This is a genomic window from Flavobacterium aquidurense (assembly GCF_002217195.1).
In the GTDB taxonomy this organism is placed as follows: Bacteria; Bacteroidota; Bacteroidia; order Flavobacteriales; family Flavobacteriaceae; genus Flavobacterium; species Flavobacterium frigidimaris.
Window position 1 is genome coordinate 1 of record NZ_MUGR01000023.1, and the last position, 25,505, is coordinate 25,505.

20 protein-coding genes and 1 other RNA gene are annotated in these 25,505 nt (G+C 34.6%); 11 read left to right on the plus strand and 10 right to left on the minus strand.

The annotated features are described in order from the left end of the window. Positions 1-306: 306 nt before the first annotated feature. The gene (gene bshA, locus B0A67_RS12065; RefSeq protein WP_072965144.1) at positions 307-1,443 is read left to right on the plus strand and encodes an N-acetyl-alpha-D-glucosaminyl L-malate synthase BshA; all 1,137 of its coding nucleotides are present in this window, start codon (positions 307-309) and stop codon (positions 1,441-1,443) included. A gap of 27 nt (positions 1,444-1,470) precedes the next feature. Further along, positions 1,471-1,902 (plus strand): protease complex subunit PrcB family protein, encoded by a 432-nt coding sequence (locus B0A67_RS12070; RefSeq protein WP_072965143.1) that lies wholly within the window; start codon positions 1,471-1,473, stop codon positions 1,900-1,902. 100 nt (positions 1,903-2,002) lie between these two features. Here the strand turns inward: B0A67_RS12070 and B0A67_RS12075 are convergent, their stop codons facing one another. Further along, positions 2,003-2,500: a hypothetical protein gene (locus tag B0A67_RS12075; protein WP_072965142.1), complete on the minus strand. Its 498-nt coding sequence runs from the start codon at positions 2,498-2,500 to the stop codon at positions 2,003-2,005. A 149-nt stretch (positions 2,501-2,649) separates the two neighbouring features. Further along, positions 2,650-3,477 (minus strand): UDP-2,3-diacylglucosamine diphosphatase, encoded by an 828-nt coding sequence (locus tag B0A67_RS12080; RefSeq protein WP_072965141.1) that lies wholly within the window; start codon positions 3,475-3,477, stop codon positions 2,650-2,652. Between the two features lie 188 nt (positions 3,478-3,665). Here B0A67_RS12080 and aroC point away from each other — a divergent pair, with 188 nt between their 5' ends. The 3 genes from aroC (at position 3,666) to B0A67_RS12095 (ending at position 8,405) form a co-directional block, all read left to right on the plus strand. Next, complete coding sequence (gene aroC, locus B0A67_RS12085) at positions 3,666-4,724, plus strand: chorismate synthase (protein ID WP_072965140.1); 1,059 nt, start codon at positions 3,666-3,668, stop codon at positions 4,722-4,724. Positions 4,725-4,778: 54 nt separating this feature from the next. After that, a complete protein-coding gene (locus tag B0A67_RS12090; protein WP_072965139.1) occupies positions 4,779-6,083 on the plus strand; it encodes a dicarboxylate/amino acid:cation symporter in 1,305 nt (434 codons plus the stop codon). 162 nt (positions 6,084-6,245) lie between these two features. Next, positions 6,246-8,405 carry a response regulator gene (locus B0A67_RS12095; protein ID WP_242670956.1) on the plus strand — a complete coding sequence of 720 codons (2,160 nt, stop codon included), beginning with the start codon at positions 6,246-6,248 and terminating at the stop codon, positions 8,403-8,405. Positions 8,406-8,549: 144 nt separating this feature from the next. Here B0A67_RS12095 and B0A67_RS12100 read toward each other — a convergent pair whose 3' ends face one another. Both B0A67_RS12100 and B0A67_RS12105 read right to left on the minus strand, forming a co-directional pair. Then, positions 8,550-9,800, minus strand: a complete 1,251-nt coding sequence (locus B0A67_RS12100) for a DEAD/DEAH box helicase (RefSeq protein ID WP_072965137.1) — start codon at positions 9,798-9,800, stop codon at positions 8,550-8,552. Between the two features lie 124 nt (positions 9,801-9,924). Further along, a complete protein-coding gene (locus B0A67_RS12105) occupies positions 9,925-10,971 on the minus strand; it encodes a formimidoylglutamase (protein ID WP_072965136.1) in 1,047 nt (348 codons plus the stop codon). A gap of 98 nt (positions 10,972-11,069) precedes the next feature. Between B0A67_RS12105 and B0A67_RS12110 the strand changes: the two genes are divergently transcribed. Continuing rightward, the gene (locus B0A67_RS12110; protein ID WP_072965135.1) at positions 11,070-11,948 is read left to right on the plus strand and encodes a hypothetical protein; all 879 of its coding nucleotides are present in this window, start codon (positions 11,070-11,072) and stop codon (positions 11,946-11,948) included. Positions 11,949-12,033: 85 nt separating this feature from the next. Here B0A67_RS12110 and hutI read toward each other — a convergent pair whose 3' ends face one another. Together hutI and B0A67_RS12120 are read right to left on the minus strand one after the other, a co-directional pair. Then, complete coding sequence (gene hutI / locus B0A67_RS12115) at positions 12,034-13,272, minus strand: imidazolonepropionase (protein ID WP_072965134.1); 1,239 nt, start codon at positions 13,270-13,272, stop codon at positions 12,034-12,036. A 163-nt stretch (positions 13,273-13,435) separates the two neighbouring features. Then, a complete protein-coding gene (locus tag B0A67_RS12120; protein WP_072965133.1) occupies positions 13,436-14,488 on the minus strand; it encodes a glutaminyl-peptide cyclotransferase in 1,053 nt (350 codons plus the stop codon). Positions 14,489-14,576: 88 nt separating this feature from the next. Between B0A67_RS12120 and ffs the strand changes: the two genes are divergently transcribed. Together ffs and B0A67_RS12130 are read left to right on the plus strand one after the other, a co-directional pair. Next, positions 14,577-14,674, plus strand: an RNA gene (gene ffs, locus B0A67_RS12125) — signal recognition particle sRNA small type. Positions 14,675-14,870: 196 nt separating this feature from the next. Continuing rightward, a complete protein-coding gene (locus tag B0A67_RS12130) occupies positions 14,871-15,674 on the plus strand; it encodes an SDR family oxidoreductase (protein ID WP_072965132.1) in 804 nt (267 codons plus the stop codon). A gap of 28 nt (positions 15,675-15,702) precedes the next feature. On the opposite strand, the gene B0A67_RS12135 is transcribed toward B0A67_RS12130, so the two are convergent. Then, positions 15,703-17,010 (minus strand): GAF domain-containing sensor histidine kinase, encoded by a 1,308-nt coding sequence (locus B0A67_RS12135; protein WP_072965131.1) that lies wholly within the window; start codon positions 17,008-17,010, stop codon positions 15,703-15,705. A gap of 259 nt (positions 17,011-17,269) precedes the next feature. On the opposite strand from B0A67_RS12135, the gene fsa reads away from it, so the two are divergent. Then, the gene (gene fsa / locus B0A67_RS12140) at positions 17,270-17,926 is read left to right on the plus strand and encodes a fructose-6-phosphate aldolase (RefSeq protein WP_026984462.1); all 657 of its coding nucleotides are present in this window, start codon (positions 17,270-17,272) and stop codon (positions 17,924-17,926) included. Between the two features lie 89 nt (positions 17,927-18,015). Further along, positions 18,016-18,513: a hypothetical protein gene (locus B0A67_RS12145; protein ID WP_072965146.1), complete on the plus strand. Its 498-nt coding sequence runs from the start codon at positions 18,016-18,018 to the stop codon at positions 18,511-18,513. 136 nt (positions 18,514-18,649) lie between these two features. On the opposite strand, the gene B0A67_RS12150 is transcribed toward B0A67_RS12145, so the two are convergent. The 3 genes from B0A67_RS12150 to B0A67_RS12160 form a co-directional block, all read right to left on the minus strand. Further along, positions 18,650-20,122: an MFS transporter gene (locus B0A67_RS12150; RefSeq protein WP_072965130.1), complete on the minus strand. Its 1,473-nt coding sequence runs from the start codon at positions 20,120-20,122 to the stop codon at positions 18,650-18,652. 176 nt (positions 20,123-20,298) lie between these two features. Continuing rightward, positions 20,299-21,000, minus strand: a complete 702-nt coding sequence (locus B0A67_RS12155; RefSeq protein WP_072965129.1) for a LytR/AlgR family response regulator transcription factor — start codon at positions 20,998-21,000, stop codon at positions 20,299-20,301. After that, on the minus strand, positions 20,990-22,042 hold the full coding sequence (locus tag B0A67_RS12160; protein WP_072965128.1) for a sensor histidine kinase: 1,053 nt from the start codon (positions 22,040-22,042) through the stop codon (positions 20,990-20,992). The genes B0A67_RS12155 and B0A67_RS12160 overlap by 11 nt, the downstream gene beginning before the upstream one ends. Before the next feature lie 269 nt (positions 22,043-22,311). On the opposite strand from B0A67_RS12160, the gene B0A67_RS12165 reads away from it, so the two are divergent. Then, complete coding sequence (locus tag B0A67_RS12165; RefSeq protein WP_072965145.1) at positions 22,312-25,500, plus strand: SusC/RagA family TonB-linked outer membrane protein; 3,189 nt, start codon at positions 22,312-22,314, stop codon at positions 25,498-25,500. The last annotated feature ends 5 nt before the right edge of the window (positions 25,501-25,505 follow it).

A 25,505-nucleotide genomic window follows, 5' to 3' on the forward strand; every position in this document is an offset into this window, starting at 1 on the left:
TGTGTCCAGACGGTAGGATGGGAGTGGTATCCTTTTTCTTGCTCCTTTAGCAAGGAAAAGATAAAACGTACAGCGGGACGGGTGGTTTTCCGGAAAAATGAATCTTCTGCTCCTGAAAATCATGATGGTATAGTTATTTGGCTTCACTCAGGATGAAAGAAATAATGTTAAGGGAATTGTTTGGTCCCTAAGCCCTGGAACTAACGATCTAATACTGTGGCGAATCTAATCTTCACAAAAATCTAACAATCTAAATCTTCGATTAAAAGCTAATTTTAAGTACTTTCGTAGTATTAAATTTAATACATGAAAATAGCAATAGTTTGTTATCCGACATTTGGTGGTAGTGGTGTAGTTGCTACGGAACTAGGCCTTGAATTAGCCAGACGCGGACACGAAATCCATTTTATTACTTATAGTCAGCCTGTCAGGCTGGCACTTTTGAATCCTAATGTTCATTATCACGAAGTAAACGTTCCTGAATATCCACTTTTTCATTATCAGCCTTATGAGTTGGCTTTATCAAGCAAATTGGTTGATATGGTGAAATTGTATAAAATTGAAGTTCTGCACGTGCATTATGCTATTCCACACGCTTATGCGGGTTATATGGCCAAGCAAATGCTGAAGAACGAAGGAATTAATCTTCCGATGATTACAACACTTCACGGAACCGATATTACATTGGTGGGAAATCATCCTTTTTATAAACCTGCGGTGACTTTTAGTATTAATAAATCAGATTATGTGACTTCGGTTTCTCAGAGTTTGAAAGATGATACGCTGAAATTGTTTAAAATCAAGAATAAAATACGAGTAATCCCGAATTTTATTGAGTTGGATAAAGTAACAAAAGACCCTCAGGCGCCTTGTCATCGTTATGTGATGGCTAAAGAAAATGAGCGTATTATTACACACATCAGTAACTTTAGAAAGGTAAAACGTATTCCGGATATCATTAAAATTTTCTACAATATCCAGAAAGAAATTCCGTCTAAGCTGATGATGGTGGGCGATGGTCCTGAAAAGGAAAAAGCAGAAGCTCTTTGTATGGAGTTGGGGATTTACGAAAAGGTAATTTTCTTTGGAAACAGTAATGAAATTGATAAAATTTTATGCATGACCGATTTGTTTTTGCTTCCATCAGAAACGGAGAGTTTTGGTTTGGCAGCTTTAGAAGCGATGGCTTGTGGAGTTCCGGTTATTTCGAGTAATTCAGGAGGTCTGCCGGAAGTGAATTTTGATGGTTTTTCAGGCTATTTGAGTAATGTTGGAAATGTGGATGAAATGGCTGCAAATGCAATCAAAATCCTTAAAGATGATGTTGTCTTAAATCAGTTTAAAGAAAATGCTTTAGAGGTGGCTAAAAAATTCGACATCAAAAATATATTGCCTAAATATGAGGCTTTGTACCAAAGAGCTATTGATGATTATAAAAATTAGATCCATTTCTTTTAAAAATAAATACAAATGAAAAAAGTAATTTCGGTTTTAGTGGTTTTTGTTTTGATCTCTTGTGGAGTAAAGAAAACTAAAGATTCTTCGGGGTCGAAATCTTTGTATGAAGTTTTGACGGAACAGTCTGATGGTGGGGGAAATATTAAATTTTTCGAAATTTTGACCGAACCAAACGAGATCAAAATGTTAGAAACCGATCCTCATCTCGCTGAAAAAATGAAGCATGACGACATTAGCAATTCTAATTATGTTGTTTTGAATATGGGAGAGAAAAATACCGGAGGTTATTCTATTGCAGTTGAAAAAGTAGAGGAAACGGATAAGAATATTGTTATTACTGTGAAAGAGGTAAGTCCTGCTCCGGATGCCATGGTCATGCAGGTCATCACATATCCTTATACTGTGGTAAAGATTCACTCGAAAAAAGAGATTATTATTAAATAAGCATTTGTCAGGCTGACAATTGTTTGTTATAGTATTTCAAAAAAAATCCTGTCGCTTTTCAACGACAGGATTTTTTTTATAATTATTTTTTAGTTTTAATTTAGAATCTAAATTTAACTCCCAAACCTACATCAAATCCAAAATTATCATCATCATAATATCCTGAACCAATTTCAGGTCTTGCATCTAATGATAATGTGATAGGTGCTTCGCTAAATCTGTATTCTATACCAATATCTCCGGCTGCAAATACATAAGTTCCGCTGTCGTTATATTTAAAATTGTTATTATAGTAATCGTGATCCCATGCCGCGATACCACCACCAACACCAGCGTACCAGTTAAAACCGCCATCAATATTCCAAACCCATTGGTAAAGAGCAACACCTTTAATGGCGTCTACATTACTGCTATTTCTAAAACCTAAATCAAATTCAAGTCTGTTTTTTTGGCTTAATCCTAATTGATATGATACCTCGCCACCAAATCCGTTGTTATCTCCTAAACGTACTCCTAAAGCGTGTTTCGAAATTTCTTGTGATTGAGCTGTAAATGCTAATCCTAATAGCATGAAGGCAGATAAAATGATTTTTTTCATAAAAATGGTTATTAATTTTTTTTCAAATGTACTGTGACGTATAATTTTCAAACGTATATTATTTTTGAAAATTGTTATATAATTCACATTTTTGATCTAACCAGAGTTAATTATAAAGTAACTATTTTATCAATACAGGAATCGTAGCTTTAGACATTGTTCTTTAGTATAGAAGAAATTAGCTGTGAACTCAGGATATCCTCCATTTCAAAAAGATTCTCTTCTTCGGTAAAATTGCTTTCAGCGTAAGAATAAAGTTTCCAGCGCTTTTTGTGGTATTCCAGTGCAGTCAGGTTTTCTACCCAGTCACCGGAATTCAGGTATAAAGTAGATCCGTGTTTGTTTTCCTTTGTTACGATTTTTGGTTCATGTATATGTCCGCAAATTACATAATCGTATTTTTTTTCAATGGCTAAATCTGTAGCGGTAGTTTCAAAATCTGAAATAAATTTAACTGCTTTTTTAACGCTTGCTTTAATTTTCTTGGAAAAAGAGTAAGGTTCACGCCCCAGTTTTGCCAGACACCAATTGGCAAATCGGTTGCTCAGAATTAGATAATCGTAACCTAATCCACCCAATTTTGCAATCCATTTAGAGTGCTGTACAGATGCATCAAAAACGTCTCCGTGAAAAATCCAGGCTTTTTTATCGTCTAATTCCAGAACTAATTTATCTACCAGAGCAAAATTTCCCATGTTCATATCGCTGAACTTTCGAAGAATTTCATCATGATTTCCGGTAATATAATAGACTTTTGTACCTTTAGAAGCCATACCAATTATTCTTTGAATGACTCTTAAATGTGCTTTTGGAAAGTATGATTTTCTAAATTGCCAGGCATCAATAATATCCCCGTTCAGGACTAATGTTTTGGGTTTTATGCTTGATAAATAGTTGTTTAGTTCTTTAGCGTGACTTCCGTAAGTTCCCAAATGGACATCTGAAAGAATGACCAGTTCGACATTTCGTTTTTTCAATTTTTCTTTTTTTGAAGTTTAACAAATAAAAGAAACTCTGGCGAGCTATATTTTATCAAAAGGTTATCAATTTGGCGACAATTTTATTAAATTGTAATTTTTAAACTACTTAACCTTTAGTTAATAATACTAATTTTAAATTTTTTAATTTAATTCATAAAACTTACATTTGCTCAAAACAAATTACAATGGCAGGAAATAGCTACGGCACCCTATATAAGGTTACAACATTTGGAGAGTCTCATGGTGAAGCTTTGGGCGGAATTATAGATGGTTGTCCATCAGGAATTGAACTTGATCTGGAAGCGATTGAACTTGAAATGTCCAGAAGAAAACCGGGACAATCGGCAATCGTAACGCAAAGAAAAGAACCGGATGCGGTTCAGTTTTTATCCGGAATTTTTGAAGGTAAAACTACAGGAACCCCAATTGGTTTTATTATTCCGAATACCAATCAGAAATCAGATGATTACTCCCATATAAAAGACAATTACAGGCCAAGTCATGCTGATTATGTATACGATCAGAAATATGGTTTTCGTGATTATCGCGGTGGCGGAAGAAGTTCAGCCAGAGAAACAGCAAGCAGAGTAGTGGCTGGTGCAATTGCAAAGCAAATGTTGCCGGAAATCAAAATCAATGCTTATGTTTCGTCTGTAGGACCAATTCATTTAGATACACCATATCAGGATTTGGATTTTTCGAAAATCGAAAGCAATCCTGTTCGTTGTCCGGATGAAAAATCGGCTGCAATTATGGAAGAATATATTCGTGATATCCGCAAGCAGGGAGATACTGTTGGCGGTGTAGTTTCGTGTGTAATCCAGAACGTTCCGGTTGGTTTAGGCGAACCTGTTTTTGATAAATTACATGCTGAATTAGGAAAAGCAATGCTTTCTATCAATGCTGTAAAAGGTTTTGAATACGGAAGCGGATTTTCCGGTTCTGAAATGAAAGGAAGTGAACACAACGATTTATATAATCCTGACGGAACGACAAAAACGAACCTTTCGGGAGGAATTCAGGGCGGAATAAGCAACGGTATGGATATCTACTTTAGAGTAGCTTTTAAACCTGTTGCGACTATTATGCAGACTCAGGATTCATTAGACAATAAAGGAAATATTACACCAATGACCGGGAAAGGACGTCATGATCCTTGTGTTGTTCCGCGTGCAGTGCCTATTGTAGAGGCGATGGCAGCAATTGTTTTGGCTGATTTTTATTTAATCAACAAGACGTATTAATAAAAATTAAGACAGTGAGGGTCTTAGTATTTTAATTTTAAATAAAACATATTAATGCAAGTAAAAGAAACCAAAAAAAAATCATTTCTTTCAGGGTTAACGGGACAAATTATAATTGCGATGGTTCTTGGGGCAACTTTAGGAATTATTCTGCACAACTCGATTTCTGCTGAAGCAGCGCAATCATTTAGTGATAAAATTAAAATGCTTGCCACCGTTTTTATCCGACTGGTGCAAATGATTATTTCTCCTTTAGTGTTTACAACCTTAGTTGTGGGTATTGCCAAATTGGGAGATTTAAAAACAGTAGGAAGAATTGGAGGAAAGGCTCTTGGATGGTTTTTTACAGCTTCGTTTATATCCTTATTAATTGGATTATTTTACGTTAATATATTGCAGCCCGGAGTTGGTCTGAAATTAGATCACGTAGATATGGCAGCTGCGTCTGAGGTAACTGCTAAAACTAAAATATTATCTTTTGAGAATTTTATAGAGCATATTGTTCCTAAAAGTATTTTTGAAGCAATGGCAACGAATGAGATTTTGCAGATCGTTATATTCGCCATATTTTTTGGTTTGGCTGCCGCTTCGCTGGGAAGCACAGTAAAACCGGTGATTAATGCTTTTGATAAAATATCGCATATCGTTTTAAAAATGGTAAATTATGTGATGAACTTCGCTCCAATTGGAGTTTTTGGAGCAATTGCAGGAGTATTTGCCATAAGGGATGCAGAAGAATTATTGATTACTTATTTTAAATTCTTCGGATCTTTTTTAATTGGAATAAGTACACTTTGGGTCGTGTTGATTGTAGTAGGGTATATTTTCCTGAAAGGAAGAATGACCGAATTGTTAAGGCGTATTATCGGGCCTGTAGCAATTGCTTTTGGTACAACAAGCAGTGAAGCTGTTTTTCCTAAATTAACGGAAGAATTAGAAGATTTTGGTGTAAAAAACAAAATTGTATCTTTTATGCTGCCGCTGGGATATTCGTTTAATCTTGACGGAAGTATGATGTACATGACTTTTGCGAGTATTTTTATTGCCCAGTTTTATGGTGTGCATTTAGATTTAGGTACCCAAATGGTAATGCTTCTGGTGCTGATGTTGACCAGTAAAGGAATTGCCGGAGTACCAAGAGCAAGTTTGGTTGTTGTGGCAGCTACTTGCGGAATGTTTAAAATTCCTGTAGAGGGAATTGCCTTGATTTTGCCAATCGATCACTTTTGTGACATGTTCAGAAGTGCTACAAATGTATTAGGAAATGCATTGGCGACATCTGTCGTGGGACAATGGGAAAATGATAATGACATAGACGGCATTCCTGATGCTGCAGATATTGTTTCTGATAATCAATAAGATATTCGGTATTTTTTGAATAAAAACAGATCGAATTTTAAGTAATAATCGAATAAATAAAGAAAAGCTGTATTTTTATATGAAATACGGCTTTTTTTTATTTTTAAGTGTATATTTGATAAAATTAGCCGATTCATGCCCCAAATGCGGATTTTTTTATTGATGTTACTATTTCTGAATTGTTTTGCCAATTCGGCAAGTGCGCAATCCGAAAGCATGTCAGACGATAAGATTGCGGCGCTTGTAAAAAAAGCATGGAATGAATATAAGAAAGCCAATTTCGAAAAATCATTAATTACTTCAAGAGTAGCACTCAATTATGCTACAACCTCGAAGAATAATTATTTAATAGCAAAATCATACAAAATTATTGCCGGCAACTATAGCGAACTATCAGAGTTTGATAAAGCCATTTTCTTCTACAATAAAGGCTTGTTTTATGCTAACAAAACCAATAACGATTCTATAAAATACAGTCTTTATAATAACTTAGGAAATATCTACTGTTTTGAAAAAAAACAATTTGATAAAGGCATCAGCTATTACAAAAAATCAATTGCTTATAGTTTAAAAATTAATGACATGAGCCAGGTTTATTTTACAAACGTAAATATAGCCTGGGCTTATTTTGATATTGGCAAATACGAAGAAGGTTATCCTTATTTGAAATTTGTTGGTACTAAAATCGAAAAATACGGTGATGAATCTACCGAAATTGTCGTTAATATGCTCAAGGGAATGTACATGAGTTATAGAAATGACTATGCTGCAGCAAACGATTTCTTTAAGAAAGCAATAGCAGCAGGGAAAAACAGCGAAGAAAAATCGGATTTGTCCTATGCTCATTTAGAATATTCGAAGTTTTTGAATAAAATTAAAAAGCACAAACAAGCTTATGAAAATCTTGTTTTGTATAATGAAATTACCGGAGAACTCTACAATCAGGAAAAACTCAAGAAAGCTTCGAGTGCCGGTTTTAACCTTGAACTTGATGAATACAAACGACAAATTGATAAAATAGAGAACGAAAAAGATTCGCAATATCAAAGTCTGAAAAAATCAAGAATAATTGTTGTTCTGTTTATTCTGATCTCTCTGATCCTTCTTTTTCTGATTATTACTTTGATAAAGAATATAAAATTCAAGAAAAAGCACAATTTAGAGCTGCTGCAGGCAAAAGAAATTGCAGAAGAAGCCTCTTTGCTTAAAACTCAGTTTATCTCGACTATAAGCCACGAATTACGTACTCCTTTGTATGGTGTAGTGGGTATAACAAATATGTTGCTTGAAGAACACAAAGAATTGTCGCGAAGTCAGCATTTGAGCTCCTTAAAATTTTCAGCTCGTTATTTATTGTCGCTGGTAAATGATATTCTTCAGATTAATAAAATTGAAGAAAATAAAGTTGTATTGGAAAATTTGACATTTAATATTTCTGATGAAATTACAATGATCAAAAATTCGCTTTCGTTTTTATCTCAAAAAAACAATAACAAGATTTCAATCAGCATAGATCCTGATATTCCTGAATATTTAATTGGTGATAAATTAAGGCTCGCCCAGATTCTTATGAATTTAGTAAGCAACGCATTAAAGTTTACCAAAGATGGCGAAGTAGAAATTATTGTTAAGATGAACAGGATCGAAGGGAAGCGGTATTTCTTGGACTTCCTGATCAAAGACAATGGCGTTGGAATTGCCATCGTAGATCAGGGGAAGATTTTTGAAAAATTTGTGCAGGTGGGCAGAAAAGATGAAGATTATCAGGGAACCGGTTTAGGTCTGAGTATTGTAAAAAGATTGTTAGGACTTTTTGGAAGTACAATCAGTCTGGAAAGTGATATTGGAGAAGGAACCTCTTTTTCGTTTATGATCCCTTTTGAATATGATCCTCAAAGAACCAAAGATATTATTGATGAAATCGAAGTTGATTTAACATCAGATGATATTTATAAAATCTTAATTGTAGAAGATAATCTTATCAATCAATTGGTGACCAAAAAGATCATCGAAAAAAATAATTACATCTGTAAAGTAGTTGATGATGGTTTTGGTGCTTTGGATATATTAGAAAAAGAAGATTTTGATCTTATCCTGATGGATATTAATATGCCTTTGATGAATGGTTTCGAAACTACGAAAAGAATTCGTCTAAAAGGTATAAAAACGCCCGTTGTAGCGTTGACTGCTTTTGATAAAGATGAAATCACTGATGAAGCCATTTCGTCAGGAATCAATGATATTATTATTAAGCCGTTTGAACCTGTTAAGCTGTTTAAAATTATAAACTACTTAATAAATGAGGCGAAAAACAGTAATTAGCTCTTATTGTATTTGGGGTTAAGCATAAAAAAAAACACGAATTTCACTAATGTTCACAAACTGAGTTGCCTCTGTAAATTTGTGATAATTTGCGAAATTCGTGTTTAGATTATTTATACAGTCTAAATGCTGTAAGTAGTAGTTTTAGTACCAGCGTTTTTTATTTTGCTTAGAAGCATTTGATTTTCTTGATTTGTGAGCGCCGCTGCTTCGGTTTGAGTTTTTTGGTTTCTCTTCCGTTGCTTCAGGACTTCCCGCATGCCATTGATACGGATGGTCTGTAATGGTTTTTACGTCCACTTTTATTAGCTTTTGAATGTCTTTCCAATATCCGTGTTCGTCTTTACTGCAAAAAGAAATTGCAATACCTCCGTTTCCGGCGCGGCCTGTACGCCCAATTCTGTGTACGTAAGTTTCAGGAATATTAGGCAGGTCAAAATTGATTACAAAAGGCAGCTGATCAATATCAATACCTCTCGCGGCAATGTCTGTGGCTACAAGAACACCAACTTCTTTGTTTTTGAAAGCGTCAAGAACACGTTGTCTTGCATTTTGAGATTTATCACCGTGAATGGCTTCAGCTGCGATATTATTTTTTCTAAGTGCTTTTACAACATTATCTGCTCCGTGTTTTGTTCTTGAGAAAACCAGTACATTCGATAAATCTTCGTTTTTTATCAAATGATATAATAGATTTCTTTTCTCTGTTTTCTCAACAAAATAAACACGCTGTTCTACATTTTCTGCTGTTGATGAAACCGGAGAAACTTCAACTTTTGCAGGATCCTGCAAAAACATTTCGGCCAGTTCGCGAATTGCGATTGGCATAGTGGCAGAGAACAATAACGTTTGTCTGTTTTTAGGGGTTAGTTTTACGATCTTTTTCACATCGTTTATAAAACCCATATCCAGCATTTGATCCGCTTCGTCTAAGACTAAAGTGTGCAAATGATCTAAATCAAGAAAACCTTGTTTTTGCAAATCCAGTAATCTTCCCGGTGTTGCCACCAAAATGTCGACTCCGTTTTTCAGCGCATCAACTTGTGGATTTTGTGAAACTCCGCCAAAAATCGTCAATTGGGTCAGGTTGGTGTATTTGGCATAAGTGTCAAAACTTTGGCCAATCTGAACTGCTAATTCACGTGTTGGAGTAACTATAAGGGCGCGAATTACTTTGGCTTTTTTTGTTGAGCCTACAATTCGGTGTAACTGATGTATGATTGGGATTGCAAATGCTGCAGTTTTTCCTGTACCGGTTTGTGCGCAACCAATTAAATCCCTTCCAGCTAAAACAATCGGAATAGATTGTTCCTGAATAGGAGTAGGGTTTAGGTAGCCTTCTTCAAATACGGCTTTTTGTATACTTTTTGAAAGTGATAAATCTTCGAATAACATATCTTAGGTATTAAGAATTTAGTTTTAAGCACTAAAATTCTCTGCAAAGATAGGTTTATTCGACCAATCGTTTATTTGAATCTTCTATTATTTGGAAAATATGAGGTTTTAAGCCAGTTGGCCTTCATTGTAATTTTTCTTTATCGTTGTTTGCTTTTATGAAGTCTGTGATCAAATATCCAATTAATTTGCCAATTAAATTGTTGTTTGGAGAATCGGCTAAATCCGGCGCTCCTTCGCAAATATGCAGATAAGTAGCGTTTCTGTGTTGTCCGAAAAACGAGATAAACTGACGTAATTCTTCCACAGAAAATCCGCTGATAGTCATAGCACTGCTGGCGATATTAGGAATTGCATCTAAATCTATTTCGATGCCAAAAGAATCGGTTTTGATAAATTCTAACGCCAGGGCCATTTCCCTGTCGAAGTCTTTTTCTTTACGGATATTTACACTGTCATACGTATTGTATCGAACGCGGTCTTCGAGTTTTTTGATAATATCCAGAACACTTTTTGAAGTGTAATTTTCATGCAAGCCAAAAATGAAATATTTTTTCAGAAAACCTTCTTCATAGGCATATGAAAATCCGTTTCCGCTGTGACGTCCTTCCAGGATCCTGAAATCTGAATGGGCATCAAAATTAATGGCATTAATTGGTTTTCCTTTGGCTAAAGCCGATCCTTTTATATTTCCGTAAGCATTATTATGGCCTCCGCCAATGATGATTGGGGTTTTTCCTGCTTTTACGATACTAAAAATGATATGAGAAACTTCTTTGTCGATTTTTTCAACTAACTGACTTAATTTAGACCTGTCGTCAATATCATTGAAATCAAGATTTTCGACATCACGCATTTCCTGACTCACATTAATTTGTCCTAAAACAATAATCTGACTGCCTTTAGAAAAACGATTGTGCTGAATGTTGGCAATGCTTTTTATTGCGCTTTCCCATGCTGATGCTGCTCCGGGCCTGCCATAGTTGGCACGCACGCCAATATCTTCCGGAATTCCCAGGAGTACATATTTAGCTTCGCTTTCTTTTAGAAAATTAATTTTATCAACGCCTTTCGGAATGATAATCATCTTTTCTCCGAACTTTATTTCACCACTGCGATGATTTGTGACTTTTGCTAAATCATTAATAGTAAAAGGAATTAATTTCTCCATGAAAAAATTTTATTTTCCAAAAATAATATAATTGTAGTAACTTACGTTATAACCTTATATTAATTCTTAAATTTGTTTTAAAGAAAATTATTTTAAATATGGAAAACCCAAAGAACAACAACTCAAGTCTAAAAGCGGTAATCGCAGTTTTAGCAGTCCTACTGATTGGTAGCTTAGTGTATATTTTTAAATTATCATCTGATACAGATGTAGTTAAGACAGAACTTACAACAACAATGACAGAGAAAGAATCTGTTATGAAAGATTTGCAAGAGTTAAAAACAACTTATGATGCTGCCATTGCTGAGAACACTTCTATGTCTGATGAATTAATTCAGGAAAGAGATAAAGTAGTAGCTCTAATGGATGATTTGAATAAATCAAAAGGAGATGTATCTAAATTCAGATCTCAGGTTCAGGCAATGCAGGGTAAAATGAAAACTCTTGTTGCTGAAAACGACGAGTTGAAAAAACAAAATGGTGTTTTAACAACTCAAAGAGATAGCACGATTGTAGTTCTAGGAGAATCTAAAAAGTATAATGAAGTATTGGTTGGTCAAAACGAAGAATTAGCAAAAACTGTTGAAAAAGGAGCTAAATTATCAATTTTGAATACAAAAACTTCTGCTTACAAATTGAGAAGCTCAGGAAAACAAATCGAAACTGATAAAGCAAGTCGTGCAGACGTTCTGAAAATTAGTTTTACTGTTGCTGAAAACCAAATTGCAAAATCAGGTGATAAAACCTATTATGTACAGGTTATCGATTCAAAAAACAATGTTTTAGGAGATAAGAAAACAGAAAGTTTTGGTGATAATACTTTAACTTATAGTTTTAAAACTACTGTAAAGTACGAAAACAAAACTGTTAATGTTAGTGAAGATTTACCAGGTAAAGATTTTGCTAAAGGTGCTTATTTTATCAATGTTTTTGATAATGACGAATTAGTTTCTAAAACTAGTTTCAACTTAAGATAATACACGTCGATTAAGGCATAATACCACTAAGATAGTAAAGGTCTGTGATTTTCTTCACAGACCTTTTTTTATGGCAGAAGTTTTTTTATGCTAAAATCTCACCTTCTATAAAAACACTCTCGATTAGATTACTCCCAAAAGCATACGGAATCTGGTAATAAGATGTAATAGGTTTTGTGAGGATCAGATTGGCTTTTTTGCCTTTTGTGATACTTCCGTGGGTTTCTGAGATTCCCATGGCATAAGCCCCGTTTATGGTTGCTGCATTGATAGCTTCTTCAGGTGTCATTTTCATTTTGATACAAGCCGTTGCTACTACAAAATTCATGTTTCCTGATGGAGTAGAACCGGGATTAAAATCTGTAGCTAATGCCAGAGGTAAACCTGCTTTTATCATTTCGCGGGCCGGTGTGTACGGTATGCTTAAAAAATAAGAACACGAGGGTAGTGCTACAGGCATCGTATCTGTGTTTTTTAAAGCTTCGATATCTTCAGCTGTCATAATTTCGAGATGATCAACAGAAAGGGCTTTGAATTTAATTCCCGCCTGTATGCCTCCAATAGAATTAAACTGATTCACGTGGATTTTTGGCTCTAAACCGAATTTTATTCCCGCTTCAATGATTTTTTCGGTTTCTTCAACAGAAAAATAACCGGTTTCACAAAATACATCAACATAATCAGCTAATTTATTTTGAGCGATTTCCGGCAGCATTTTAGTGATGATTTCATCGATATATCCTGCTTTATTGTCTTTGTAATGAAGAGGAAAAGCATGAGCACCTAGAAAGGTAGCTTTTATTGAAATGGGATAATTTTGAGATAGTTTTTTAATAACACGCAGCATTTTTAGTTCGCCTTCAACAGTTAAGCCGTAACCGGATTTTATTTCGACTGCTCCGGTTCCTAAATGCATGACTTCTTCTAATCGAACTTTTGACTGTTCGTAAATTTCTTCTTCAGAAGTTTCGTTGAGTTTTTTCGCCGAATTTAAAATTCCGCCGCCACGATTCGCGATTTCTTCATAGGAAAAACCATTAATTCTGTCTACAAATTCCTGTTCTCGATTTCCTGCATACACAATATGGGTGTGGCTGTCGCACCAGGAAGGTAAAATGATTCTTCCGGTTGCATCAATGGTTTTGTCTGCTTTGATTTCCGGAAGATTTTGCATCGAACCAAAATCTTCAATAAGATTGTCTTTAAGAATTAGAAAGGCATTTTTGATGGTAGGAAGAACAGCCATTTCAGCGCCTGAAACTTTAGAAACTGATGTTTCACGAACCTGAAGTAATTCTTTTATGTTTTTGATGAGAGTAATCATTATGTGAATTTAGTTGTATTAGGGAAAAGTCTTTTTTTATAGTTAGCTATCAGATTAAAACACAAATTTCACAAATTATCACGAACTAATCCGTGAAATCTGTGAAATTCGTATTTAATATTGGAATTTGGAATTTAAAAAATCAAATATTTCCTTTTAACGTTTATTCTGAAACGGTAATTTCGAACATTTTACTCCAGTTCTTGCCTGTTACAAAAATGGTTTTTGTTTTAGGGTTGTAAGCGATTCCGTTTAAAACATCATCTTTGGTAACATCCGGCATTAATTTGCGTAAACCTGACATGTCTAAAATCCCTTCAACGGCTCCGGATGTTGGATTGACAACTGCAATTGCATCTTTAAACCAAACATTGGTATAAATTTTACCGTTAATCCATTCTAATTCATTGATGGCTTTAATTTTTGATGTTCCTGAGTAAACATTGATATAATCTACCATTTTTTGAGTTGTAGGATCCATTTTCCAGATTTTTTCTGTTTTATCTGTCTGGTAAATGTATTTGCCGTCATTTGTCATTCCCCAGCCTTCAATATCTTTATCGTAAGCAAAGGTTTTTTCTTGTTTTAAAGTATTGGCGTCATAAATAAAACCTGTTTTATTCTGCCAGGTCAATTGAAATAATTTTCCATTGATGAAAGTAATTCCTTCGCCAAAATATTTTTTGTCAAGGTCAATTTGTTTGAAGATCTTTCCTGTTTTATAATCGTATTTTCTGATATAAGACGCGCCTTCCTGTCCTGTGCTTTCATACAGAGTATCTTTGTAAAATTCTAAACCTTCAGTAAACGATTTTGTATCGTGAGGATAGGTATTGATTATTTTATATTTTAAAGGTTTAGCTTCTACATTCGAAACCAATTCAATTCTTTTGGTGGCATCAGAGAAATTAGATCCAAAATAAACCGAAGCTTTTAAGTATTGGTAGCCTAATTTTTGATCTTTTAATGCAAAGTTGAATTTTTGAGCACCTTTTGTGCTTCCCACTTTTTTATCATTAACAAAGTATGCAATGCTGTCGATTTCTTTTGAATTTGGGTTCAAAATTCCAATAGAAATTGATTCTTGTTGGGTAAAATGGGCCGGAAAAGCAGAATCATCAATATTAAATAAAGAATTTTCACCTTTATTTTTATCTCCACATCCAATTAATGTGATTCCTAATAAAATGAAGGTTAGGAAGTTATATTTTTTCATAGTTAAAAATTTGAATAAGCCAATATACGACGATATTTTTATAGCAACAAAGCTCTTGCAAAAATATAAAAAGTTTGTATATTTGCACCGGCAAGTCCTACACGACCAGCTCCTGCAGACTCCCCCAGGATGGGAACATAGCAAGGGTACGTGGTTGAGCGGTGCGATGTAGGTCGCTTGCCATTTTTTTTAATCTGAATTTATATTCAGATTTTTTTTTAGAATTAATTCAAAAGTAGTCTTCCTTCAGGAGGATTTTTTTATTTTTGGACCTGTCGGAAGTTAGAAGTATATTGGAGAGGTTAGAAGTTCTAGCTGACCCTGTTGATTTCTACATATAGACAATCACGTTTCACTTATAACTTTTAACATCTAACGTATAATGAGCAAAGTCGTTTTAATTACCGGAGGATCCTCAGGGATTGGAAAATCAATTGGGGAATTTTTATTTAAAAAAGGTTTCGTAGTTTACGGAACAAGCAGAAATCCGGAGAAAGTATTGAACTCGATTTTCCCGTTGGTGGCTTTAGATGTTCGAAATGCCGAATCGATAAAGTCTGCTGTAGCAAAAATTATTGCGACTTCCGGTCGGTTAGATGTGGTGATTAATAATGCCGGTATTGGAATTACGGGGCCTTTGGAGGAAATTCCGATGGAGGAAATCAAAAATAACTTCGAGACTAATTTTTTTGGGCCTATAGAAGTAATGAAGTCGGTCTTGCCACAAATGCGTGAACAAAGATCAGGTTTGATTATTAATATTACTTCGATTGCCGCTTATATGGGATTGCCTTATCGTAGCGTATATTCGGCATCAAAAGGAGCTTTAGAACTAATTACTGAAGCTTTGCGTATGGAGGTAAAGTCATTTGGGATTGAAATCACAAATGTAGCGCCTGGGGATTTTGCTACCAATATTGCATCAGGGCGTTATCATGCACCGGTTATAAATGGTTCTGCATACGAAAAAGTATATGGCGAGACACTTGCGACAATGAACGAACATGTTGATGCGGGAAGTAATCCGAATGAAATGGCTGAGTTTATTTATAAAATAATGCAGCAAAAAAAGCCCAACGTACATTATAAAGTGGGTGCCTTTATGCAGAAGTTTTCGATCGTTTTAAAACGTGCGCTTCCGGATAAAGTGTATGAAAAAATGCTGATGAATCATTATAAATTATAGAAATTTGATTGGCAGCAGTTTTTTGAATCTATTCTATCGGAATAAAGATGCTGAATTTTGCTCCTTGATTTAGAGTTCCTTCGGCTTTGATAAATCCGTTGTGATTCTCTACAATTCGTTTTACTATAGTAAGTCCTATTCCGGTACTTTTTAATGGTTTTGTATGTAAAGCCTGAAAAAGTCCAAATATTTTTTCGCTATACGATTGGTCAAACCCGATACCATTGTCTGAAATGGTTATCTTATGATATTTACTAAGTGGGGAAAGCTTTTCGAGTTCTCCATTTGTTATTTGTGCTGAAACGGTTATGATTAAATTGCGTTCCGCACTTGCAAATTTCAATGAATTATTAATAAGATTGTACAATAATTGCCTGAATTGAAATTCTATTACAGAGAGTTTTCCTAATTCTTGTATGTCAAAAGTTACATTTTTATTTTCGAATTCATTCGTGAGATCTTCAATAACATCTCTGGCAATAGTATTTAAATCTTTTAGCTCGAATTTTCTATCATCAAACTTTGTTTTAGAATAAATCAGAAGGTCATTGATCAGATTTTGCATTCTAAAGGCTGAAGTTTTGATTTTATGAAACGCGGCTTTGCCTCTTTCAGATAAGTTGGCGGCTTCTTCGCGCTCGATAGTATCTGTAAAAAGTTGGATTTTTCGCAAAGGTTCCTGAAGATCATGGCTTGAGATATAATTGAACGCTTCTAATTCGCTGTTCATTTTTTCAAGTGAAATGTTTTTCTGGATTAGTTTTTTTTCAATGTCGGAATTTAATTTTTCGACCTGATTTTTTTCAATTTTCGTTTTTTCAAGAAGATGCGTTTTTTCTTTTAGAATAGTTTTATTAGCAACATCTTGTTCGATTGCTGTAAGATGAAAAGAAATAAGTTCAGCAAATAAGTTGAACATTTCGCGTACTTTGAATTCTTTTAAGTTGTTTGGTTTGGGGTCAATTGCGCATAATGTACCAAAAAAACTTCCGTCCTGACGTATAATGGGTACAGAAATATAGCTCTGCAAATTATACATTGCAGGAGTGTGATGATCGTGATACTCCTTGTCTTCGCTTACATTATCAATAATGACAGGTTTTGGATTTTGTCTGATCTCGTCACAAATGGTTGTTTTTATTTTTAATTCATCTCCCGCTTTTAGTCCAAAAAGTACATTGTCCTGAACGCTGCAAGTGATCCATCGATCCTCTGTTACTCTTGCTATTGCTGCAAAACCCATTCCCGTAGTCTGGCAGATAACGTTGAGTAAAGTAGGGACAATCGCGATGTTTTTGATATTAGTAATATCTTGTTTGAAATGATCTTCTAGCACTTTTTTTGGGATGTTTTTTTTATTTTTTAAAAATACAAAAATAAAACCAGCTTTTCAGACTAAAGGTATTACAGGCTATAATAGGGCATTTGGAATTATTTTTTAGTTTTTTATTTTATGGAAATTATAAATTGTAATTTTGCACCGAATTTGCGTTAGGGGTGAGGGCTTTTGTGAAGTGAAACAGAACAAAAGATAAAGCCGACAGCCGTCCGTTAGGGAACGCCGAAAAACTGAACACAATTAAATAGATATAATTATGAAATTTTTTATTGACACAGCTAATTTAGCTCAGATTAAAGAAGCACAGGCTTTAGGTGTTTTAGATGGTGTAACAACTAATCCGTCATTGATGGCAAAAGAAGGTATTACCGGAAAAAACAACATCTTAAAGCACTATGTTGACATATGTAATCTTGTTGAAGGAGATGTTAGCGCTGAAGTTAATGCACTTGATTATGACGGAATGATCAAAGAAGGTGAGGAATTGGCTGAATTGCATGATCAAATCGTGGTTAAGTTGCCTATGACAAAAGAAGGTGTAATGGCTGCAAAATATTTCTCTGATAAGGGAATTAAAACAAACGTAACACTTGTATTTTCAGCTGGTCAGGCTTTATTGGCTGCAAAAGCAGGAGCTACTTATGTTTCTCCATTTATTGGCCGTTTAGATGATGTTTCGACTGATGGTTTGAACCTGATCGAAGAAATAAGATTGATTTATGATAACTACGGTTATGAAACTCAAATTTTAGCAGCTTCTGTGCGTCATACGATGCATATTGTAAACTGTGCTAAAATTGGTGCTGATGTAATGACTGGACCTCTTTCTGCAATTTACGGATTGTTGAAGCACCCATTGACTGATATTGGATTGGCTCAATTCGTAGCTGATTTCGAAAAAGGAAATAAGTAAGAATCAGATCTTTATAGTTTAAAATCGTCACCTTTGTAAAAAAGGTGACGATTTTTTTTTACTTTTATATGTCTCAAAAAGAAATACATATGAAAAAAGTTATCGTAATTTTAGTATTTTTAATTATTGGTTGTGGTGTAAATGCACAAGTTGCTAAAATAAAAAAAGAGGTCAATGAGGCTGGTGATGTAGGGAGTTTTGAGTTGGATTGTTCGGTGCAATTTCAAACTCTGGCTAAAGGATTGCGTTATAATATTACACGTCATGAATTTAAAGGTCCGGAATTGAAAAACTCGTACCGATTGTTGTTGGTGATGGACGGTTTCTACTCGAAAACACTGAATAAAACGATGACTATCTCAGCAGTTCTAAGTGACGGAACTATTATCGAGGCTAAAAAAATCATTGAGGATGATGGCTTTTTTGATGGTGCCTGCACGTTGAAAATTAAAGACCCCAAAGCGCTTTTAGAGGCAGATATTGATAAAGTTATTGTGCATGCTGATAAGGATGTGGTTTATACTTTATCGGCAAAGAATAAAGAGATTTTCAAAAAGAACCTGAGTAATATTATAAATGCGAAGTAAGTCTAAAACTGATGATATAGGAAACCAGGCAGGTTTTAGAAACCTGTCGGGTTATATATAAAGTAGAGCATGAAAAAATCCCAAATTCGAATCGATAAAATTGGAATTTGGGATTTTTTTATTGTTTTTTTTTAGCTTAGTGACCTCCGCCTTCGCTTTGAATGTTGTGATCAATGCCTTGTCTTTTTAAGATCTTAGGGCAATAAAAACCGTAGAATCCTAGATAAGCGAATCCAAGGAGTGGAATAACATATGAGAAGTGTGTCCAGGAAATTCCGAAGATTCCTTCCGGACTAGTAAGATCGATGTCGCAAATACTACCCTGAACCAAAGGAATAACTCCTCCTCCAAGAATCATCATAATCAAAAATGAAGATGCTTTTCCGGTATTTTTTCCTAAACCTGCAATTGCTAAATCGAAGATCGATGGCCACATGATAGATAAGAATAAACCTCCTGAGATAAAGAAGAATTTAGCAATTGACGGATCTGGCCAAACCAAACCTGCAACCATCATTAATAATCCCGATATTCCGAAAAGCATTAATGTTTTTCCGGCATTTTTACCTCCCACAAAACTTACAGCGATAAACAATAAGATCCATATTGGGTAGATGTAGAATGCAGAAACATCATGAGCAGCAAAAATATTAGCTCCAATGATAACTCCAAAAGCTACCGCAGGTACAATAAATTTTAATGCTGTATTTACTAAGTTAGAAGTATTGAAAACGTTAACACCACCATTCCAGCGGCCAATCATTAAACTTCCCCAGTAAAGGGCGATAAATGGCGCTATGGCATCCTCTAAAACATTACCAAATTCAGCGGTATGCAATAAAGCCGGTAAGTTACTGATGATTGTAACCTCAGTTCCAACGTAGATGAAGATACCTAACATTCCTAGATATAGTTGAGGATAATCAGATATTTTGAATTTTTCGTGGGCTACTTTAACCACTTCTTCCTCTTCTTTTGCAGGATCTTCGATTTTAGAGAAGTTCATGAAAACAGCGACTGCGATAAAAGCAAGTCCAAGGATGATAAAAGGCAGTTTAATATCTTCTAATGAAAGAGATGTGTTTTTGTTGTCTCCCATTCCAAACAAAGCGATTCCTAATAAAATAGCTCCAATTGTTGTTCCAAAAGAGTTAATACCTCCTGCTAAAGTCAAACGGTGCGCTCCTGTTTGAGGGCTTCCCATTTTAATGGCTAAAGGATTGGCTACAATTTGCTGAATCGAAAACCCTAAACCTACAGTAAATAAGGCAGTTAAGAAGAATGGAAAACTTTCCATTGTGGCAGCAGGAATAAATAAGAATGATCCAACTGCTGAAAGGAGTAAACCGGCAGAAAGGGTTTTTTTATATCCGAATTTTTGTAAAACATCTACTTTTGTAGATACAAGGAAGAAAATCACAGAACCTACGAAGTATGCGGCGTAAAATGCCCAGGCTACTAATTGTGATTGTACTTGTGATAAAGTAAATACTTTTTTGAATACCGGAATCAGGATATCGTTGGCAGAACCAACAAAACCCCAAAAGAAGAAAACAATTATCAACGAGATAAACTGTCCCCATTTGGTTTGAACATTTTCTGAACTCATAATTTAAGAGGTTAATTTTTTATTTTATTGTTTTTTGAAGACCGTAAATATATTTGTTAAGTGTTTCAAAAAAAAATAAAAAGGCACAAATAATGTTAAATTTAAACCAACGACGTCATTTTTTCAACAAAGTGTTAATTTTTACCGACTTAGAAAATGAATTTAAAAGTTAAAATTTATTCGAGAATTTTGTTTTTCACCTCTTTACTGTAATTTCTGCCAATAGGAATGGTATAAGATTGTATCTGAATGCGGTTTCCTTCGATAGATTTTACTTTATTTAGTGCGATTACATACGATTTATGAATGCGTAAAAAGCGATCAGCAGGCAATTCTTCAGACAAAGAAGTCAGTGATTTATGGGTAATGTAGGTTTTATCGGGCGTGACAACTTTTATATATTCCTTCATGCCTTCGACAAATAAGATTTCTTCGATATTAATTTTCATCATTTTTTTATCGACTTTGATAAAAATATGAGAATCCCCTTTTGTCGTTTCAACCTTGATATTGTTTTTTAAATTGTATTCAGTAGTAATTTTATTGATACATTTTATAAATCGCGGTAACGGAATTGGTTTTACTAAATAATCAAGAACATCAAGATCGTAGCTTTCTGCTGCAAATTCCCTAAAAGCAGTCGTAATAATGACTTTGGTTTTATTCTCTATTAAGCTAATAAGTTCGAAACCTGTCATCATGGGCATATTAATGTCCAGAAACACGGCATCGACAGCAGTACTGTTTATAAAATCAAGCGCTTCTAAAGAATTATTGAATGTACCGACTACTTCAAAATCTGTAAAATTTGTAAAATAATTTTGCAGGACTTTGATCGCTAATGGTTCATCATCAATCAACACGCATTTAATCTTCATTATTAATAGGTATTTGCAAACGGATTATATAGTAGTTTAATTTGGTCGAATTTTTTAAACTGAAATCGTTTTTGTAAATTAATTTTAATCTTTTTTTCGTATTTACTAAGCCAATTCCGCCTTTTGTATTAAGATTTTGTGAATTTACAAAATTATTTAAGATTTCAAAATCCAATATTTTATTATCGATAATCTTACAATTGATCTTAATTTTTAAGTTATTGTTGTTGATACTCCCGTGTTTAAAGGCGTTTTCGACCAATGAAATGAAGATTAAAGGCGGTACAACAATATCCTCTATATTCGACTCTAAATTGACGGTAACTTCTACGTTTTCAAAGCGTAACTTCTCAATTTCGATATAATTTTGAATGTAATCAATTTCTTTGATTAATGGAACAAATTTGGTTCCTTTTACATCATATAAAACATATTCCATCAAATTTGACAGTTTTATAATCACATCCGGAACCTTATCAGAAGATTCTAATGACAATGCGTAGAGATTATTTAAGGTATTGAAAAAGAAATGCGGCTGGATTTGATTTTCAAGGTACTTTAATTTGATTTTAAACTGATTTTCTCTGAGTGATCTGTTTCTCTCACGTTCTCTTAACCACGTGAGAGTAAGGTAAACAGATGAAGCCATGGCAAGAACATACAATTCACCAATACAAACAGCAACAATATGGTTGATTTCGAAAGGATGGTATTCCCTGTTTGCCTCCGGCCAGATGTTTTCGGATATAATATAATAGGTAAGCGCTGTTTTTATTAAATAGATGCAAAATAAACTTATGATCAGCGAAATGGTATATGTAATATATTTCTGCTTTAATACATAACGCGGTACCAAAACAAAAAGATTAAAATAGACTAATGGTATGTGCAAAGAGAACTCAATCAGGTTTGATTTGAACGAATAAGGATAATCATTAAAGTAGGCGCCCCATCGTAAAAAGTTAAGAGTGAAATAGCTGCCCCAAAACCAAATGTGATTTTTAAGCTTAATATCAAATTTTAATTTTTGGATTTCAGTCAACTTTATTGGGGAAATTTAGTATTAGCTATTTCTTGTTTAGAAATATTGTGCAACTTTAAACAATTACGGGATAAAACACAATTCTTTTGAATAAAATTTTATAAAAAAAGATAAAAATTATATTGTCTGTATGTGATAACGTTTTCGTAAAACGTATTATTGATTGTTTCGTGTCGTTGGTTTAAGGTTTTGTGTTGTTTGTTTAAAATGTTTTATTTATGTTAATTTTAACAATAGATTTATCGCTTAACCAACAAAACCATGTTAAAATGAAACAAATTATGTTAATCTTTATGTTTGTTTTTACGGCGCAGGTCACGCTCGCCCAGATAAAAACAATCAAAGGCTTGGTGAGCGATCAAAACGGATTGCCGCTGCCTGGAGTGAGTATCACTATTCAAGGAGGGAAAACAACCGCCCAATCTGATTATGACGGAAAATATACGATACAGGCATCTAAAGGAGATGTACTTGTATTTTCGTATATCGGAATTAAAACCAAAACTGCAACTGTAACCGAATCAGCTACAGTAAATGTTGTATTGGCAGAAGACACGCAAAACTTAAATGAAGTTGTAGTGACTGCATTGGGTATTAAGAGACAGAAGAAAGAACTGGGATATGCCGTTCAGGATATTAAAGGAGATCAGCTTAATAAGGTGATTACAACTAATGTAGCATCGTCACTTTCAGGTAAAATTGCCGGAGTTGATGTTTCGATGCCTTCAACGGGAGTGGGAGGTAGTGCCAGAGTTATTATCAGAGGGATTTCGAGTATAGGCGAGAGTAACCAGCCGCTTTATATTGTAGATGGAGTTCCTATTGATAACTCAGGTTTGAATAATGACAATGCCGCAGCCAGTAAATGGTTTGACGGACGAGATAGCGGAGACGGAATTTCAAGTCTTAATCCGAATGATATTGAGAGTCTTACTGTATTAAAAGGTGCAGCTGCATCAGCTTTATATGGCTCAAGAGCTTTGAACGGGGTAATTTTAATTACCACTAAAAAAGGAAGCAAAGGAAAATTGCAGGTAGAACTAACGAGTGGTGTTAGTTTTGATCGTGTAAATGCGAAGTATGATGATTTTCAAACTGAATACGGTACGGGAGGCCGTGGAATTTTGCCGGATCCGTTAAAGGCACCTAGTGAAATTTACGGATATACAACCAGTGCATGGGGACCTAAATTTTCTAATCATATAGGAGAACAGGTAAAAATATTTGATGGTTCTATGCGACCTTATGCCAGAGTTGATAACAATATTCAGGATTTTTTTAAGACCGGGATTACAACCACAAACGGAATTGCACTTTCTGGCGGAAGTGAAAACGCCTACCTCCGTTTTGGATTTAATAACATGAAAAATGATGATGTTGTTCCGAATTCCGGATTAGAGAGAAATAATGCCACTTTGAATGCTACTTTAAAATCAGAGAAATTTACTTTAGATGCTAATGTAAATTACATGATGGAAACGACAAATAATCGACCTGGCTTAGGTGATTCGCCAAATAATGTTGGTTATTCCTTAAGTGGTCTGGCGCCAAATATTGATCAGGCGTGGTTGAAAAATTATGGAAATCCGGAGACTGGAGAAATCTATAAGTGGAATAACAATATTTATCAATTGAATCCTTATTTAACAGTAGATGCCAATCACAATTCCTCTAAGAAAAATCGTTTTACAGGGAATGTTGCCGGAACTTATCAGCTTGAAAAATGGGTTGGACTGACTTTTAGAACCGGTTTAGATACGTATGTTTTTGATTCTAAAGATTTCATGGTACCCGGTAATACATGGCCAGGAAGAGATGCGGGTTATCTTGGATTGAATGATATTACGGTTTCTGAAATGAATACCGATATCATTGCTAATTTTAGCGAAATAAAATTAGCTGCAGATTTGACTTTTTCAGGAATTTTAGGAGCAACAAGAAGGGATTTCAGGAGATCAGAAAATTCTAGTCAGGGAACCAATATTATTCAGCCGGGAACAGAGTTTATTAGTAATTTTTCGACTCAGACAATAAATGCACCAATAGAAACAAGAACAAGGACAAATTCAGTTTACGGTTCTGCAAAGTTAGATTATAAAGGATATTTATATGCTGAGTTTACAGGAAGAAACGACTGGTTTAGCGTTATTAATAAAGATGCTTTTTATCCGGGAGCCTCATTAGGTTTTGTGTTCTCAGATGCATTTAATATTAAGAGTGATGCTTTTTCTTATGGAAAATTAAGAGCTTCATGGGCAAAAGTTTCTAATGCTCCCGGAGCTTATAAAAATTCATTAAACTACACAACTTATTCTTCTTACGACGGACAAAGCGTGGTGAATGTTAAGAATACATCAGCGCCCAATGCTAATTTGACTTTTCAGTCAAAAACAGGAATTGAATTTGGTTTAGAAACGTCTTTCTTCAAAAACAGATTAAAAGCAGATATCACGGTATATCGTGAGGATACATCTGATCAGACCCTTGATTTAGCATCTTCTGCAACATCAGGCTATGAATTTCTTTCAGTAAATGCAGGAGAATTGCGTAACGAAGGTATTGAGATATTTTTATCCGGTACACCAATTAAAACTAAGAATTTTGAATGGGGAATTGATTTGAATTTTTCTAAGAATAAAAATTCAATTCTTTCTTTGCATCCGGATATCAACACGTATACTATTTCTGAGGCGCGTTGGGCTAATGCAGCAATTGTAGCTCAGGTTGGCGGACAATTCGGAACCATTATTGGGAAAGATTTTCAAAGAACAGCTTCTGGAGAAATGATCGTAGGAGCAAATGGTATGCCTGTATACACAGACAATAAAGTTGCTTTAGGAAAAGGACTTCCGGATTGGGCTGCAGGTTTAACCAATAGATTTTCTTATAAAGGAATCACACTTCAGTTTTTACTGGATATGAAATTTGGTATGGATGTATATTCTATGACAAACTCTGTTGCTGCAGCAAGAGGATTATTAGATATTACCACAGAAGGAAGAGATGCCTATATTGCTGCAAGAACACAAGCTGCTGCAAGTGATCCTAATTTCGATATCAATAAGTGGGTTCCTACCGGTGGTTATGTAGCAAATGGAGTGGTAAATACCGGAACGGCTGATAATCCTGTTTATGTAAAAAACACAAAACCTGTAGATCCTCAGGATTATTGGAGAGATGTTACGGATAATACGCCTGCACCTTTTATTTATGATGCTTCTTTTGTGAAATTAAGAGAGGTAAGTTTAGGATATACGATACCTAAAAGTGTTTTTGGCGGAGCAAAAATAAATTCAATCTATCTTTCTGTATTTGCAAGAAATCTATTGACATTCAGTAAAGATTTACCAAACATAGATCCCGAGTCGATGTATACTTCAGGAAACGGACAAGGTTTTGAATATGGTTCATTGCCATCAAGAAAATCGTATGGCTTTAATATTAAAATTACATTCTAAAAAAG